We start from the raw sequence: 2,144 nt of genomic DNA, 5'->3' as shown, positions 1-2,144 counted from the left end.
GCGGGCCTTACCTTCACCGGAAGATTCGGAGCTGAGGGTCTCAAGGGCGTGCCGGGCCTGTTCGCGCGAAGCGCGACCGCAGCCGCCGACGGCGCCATGCTCAGTGGCGTCGACGCCGCGCTCAACGGGCGGGACATCGTGCGGGAAATGGGCTCCGGCGCGATTTTGGGTGCCGGTGGAAATGCGCTCGCCGAGGGGATTAGTGCTGTCGGCAGCCGGGTCGTGGCAAGGCTCACTGGTGGCCAAACCGAGGTCCCGTCCAATGCAGCGCTGGAGGCCCCGGCTCCTTCAGCTTCCGAGAGCATCACAGCGCCTCCAGAGGTCGAGGCCGGAGGTACTATCGCCGGCGTCGATGAATCTACTGCCGGCCACGATCTCCATCTCTACTACATGCCTGAATGGGATGCCGCGCAACGGGCTGCGGCGGATCTCAAAGTTAAGATATTGACCGAAGCCGACACTGTGGTTAGCCGTGCTGTGCGGCTGTTTGGATCGGCGCGGAGGAGGTTTATAGCCGCTGGCAACGAGGTTCTTGCCGGCAGCCATGTGGACCACCGAGTCGATTTGCAGCTTGGAGGTTCAGATACAATCGACAATATGGCTCTGCTTGACGCCAGCGTTAACACAAGTCTCGGGTCTCAAATCAATAACTTGATTAAGAATCTGCCAAAGGGAACTAAAATCAACAAGGTAACTATTGGAGATCGTGATGTTCGAGATATTCCAAAAAAACTTCGAGGTAGATAGCAGGGTCCCGGCGGATTCTGGTAATTCTTCGCTGGAAACAAAGGTGGCCGGGCTGAATGAGTTGCTCGCGACCTTCGGCGGCGCGACGTTCCGTCATGGCTTGTATCGAATAATGCGGGCGCAGGACGTCGCGCGATGGAACGCAAGAGTATTGTTGGGCTTCCCCGAATTCTCCGGTCGAATAACTTGCTTTGGCTATGACTGGCAAGGCTCGGCCTTTGCGGTCGACACCGGAAGGCTTGAGCAGGGCGAGCCAGGCGTTTTGATGTTCGAACCGCATACGGCGGAAGCTTTGCAGATACCGTCCAATATCAAGACTTTCCACGACGTCGAGCTCGTGGAGGAGGACGGTGCCGCCTTGGTCCCCGACGGATACGCAGCATGGCGTGAGAGCGGTGGGGCCGAACCGAATTACCAACAATGCGTAGGTTACAAGAAACCGCTGTTTCTAGGAGGTGAGGACACGATCGACAATTTCGAGTTGTCGGACTTGGATGTCTATTGGCACATCATGGGCCAAATCATCGCCAAGGTGAAGGGACTGCCGCCCGGAACACCAGTGCGCGTGTAGGCTTGAACCCCGGGGGTGGCATGGACGAGGCACCAAGCGCAACCCACCAGCAGACCGTGATAGATCACACATAATCATGTTCACCCACAAACCGTGAGGTTGCGTACAACTAAAAATGCAGGTACGGTGACTGAATGCAAGCGAGAGTTGCTAAGGGCGTAAAATCTGAATAGGCAGAAGAAAGGTATTCGCTGGCCTCTTAGAACTTTCGAAGCTATCCGCACTTGGACAAAGGGGGATTATATGGGTGCAGGGTCTGCCGCCATGCTGCTCGGGGCGCTCGTTCCGACGTTTTTGCTGAGCCGATTATTGCTATGGGTTACAAAGAGTTGGAACGGTGGCGTGCTGCGCCTGTTGCTGGTGCATATCATTTGCGGCGCGCTCGCCCTTGTCGCCTCTGCTTACGGCTACTCGCATAACGGGGCGCCGGATTGGTCCCACAGCTCCGTCTATATGGTTGCTCAGTTGATCTGGCTGATTGTGGATTTTGTTCGCGGCCGCCGCAGGCAAAGCCAGCCTGCGAGCTGATGGCCCTTAGATTCGCCTTCGCTTCGCCGTTTCAGCGCTCGATAGCGCCAGCATCTCAGGCGCCGGCGCTGCCCCGCCCTTTGGGGCACCTTCTCCCCGTGAAACGGGGAGAGGGCAAAGCCGACGCGATCAATAATCGCCGTTGTAGTACCGGTCGTCGCAGGGCGCGGTGTAGATGCGGCCGTAGCGGTCCTGGTAGCGGCAGAGCTGCTCGCCGCGGCGCTGCGGCGTCGTGGCCGAGCCGACGACGGCGCCGAGCAGCGCGCCGCTCGCCGCACCGATGACGGTGCTCTTGGTG

Annotated in this window: 3 protein-coding genes; all 3 read left to right on the top strand. The window is 58.8% G+C overall.

The window, feature by feature from the left end; genetic code table 11:
* A partial coding sequence (locus tag EOA60_RS30025; RefSeq protein WP_206628320.1) for a hypothetical protein occupies positions 1-747 on the top strand: 747 nt, incomplete at its 5' end.
* Positions 710-1,318, top strand: a complete 609-nt coding sequence (locus EOA60_RS30020) for a T6SS immunity protein Tdi1 domain-containing protein (RefSeq protein WP_095824477.1) — start codon at positions 710-712, stop codon at positions 1,316-1,318. The genes EOA60_RS30025 and EOA60_RS30020, both read left to right, overlap by 38 nt.
* Positions 1,319-1,582: 264 nt before the next feature.
* Complete coding sequence (locus EOA60_RS30015; protein WP_127335254.1) at positions 1,583-1,846, top strand: hypothetical protein; 264 nt, start codon at positions 1,583-1,585, stop codon at positions 1,844-1,846.
* Positions 1,847-2,144 lie beyond the last annotated feature (298 nt).

Origin of the sequence: Mesorhizobium sp. M1A.F.Ca.IN.020.06.1.1 (genome assembly GCF_004023265.1) — a bacterium.
GTDB lineage: Bacteria > Pseudomonadota > Alphaproteobacteria > Rhizobiales > Rhizobiaceae > Mesorhizobium.
This window is presented reverse-complemented; position numbering and strand designations above follow the sequence as displayed.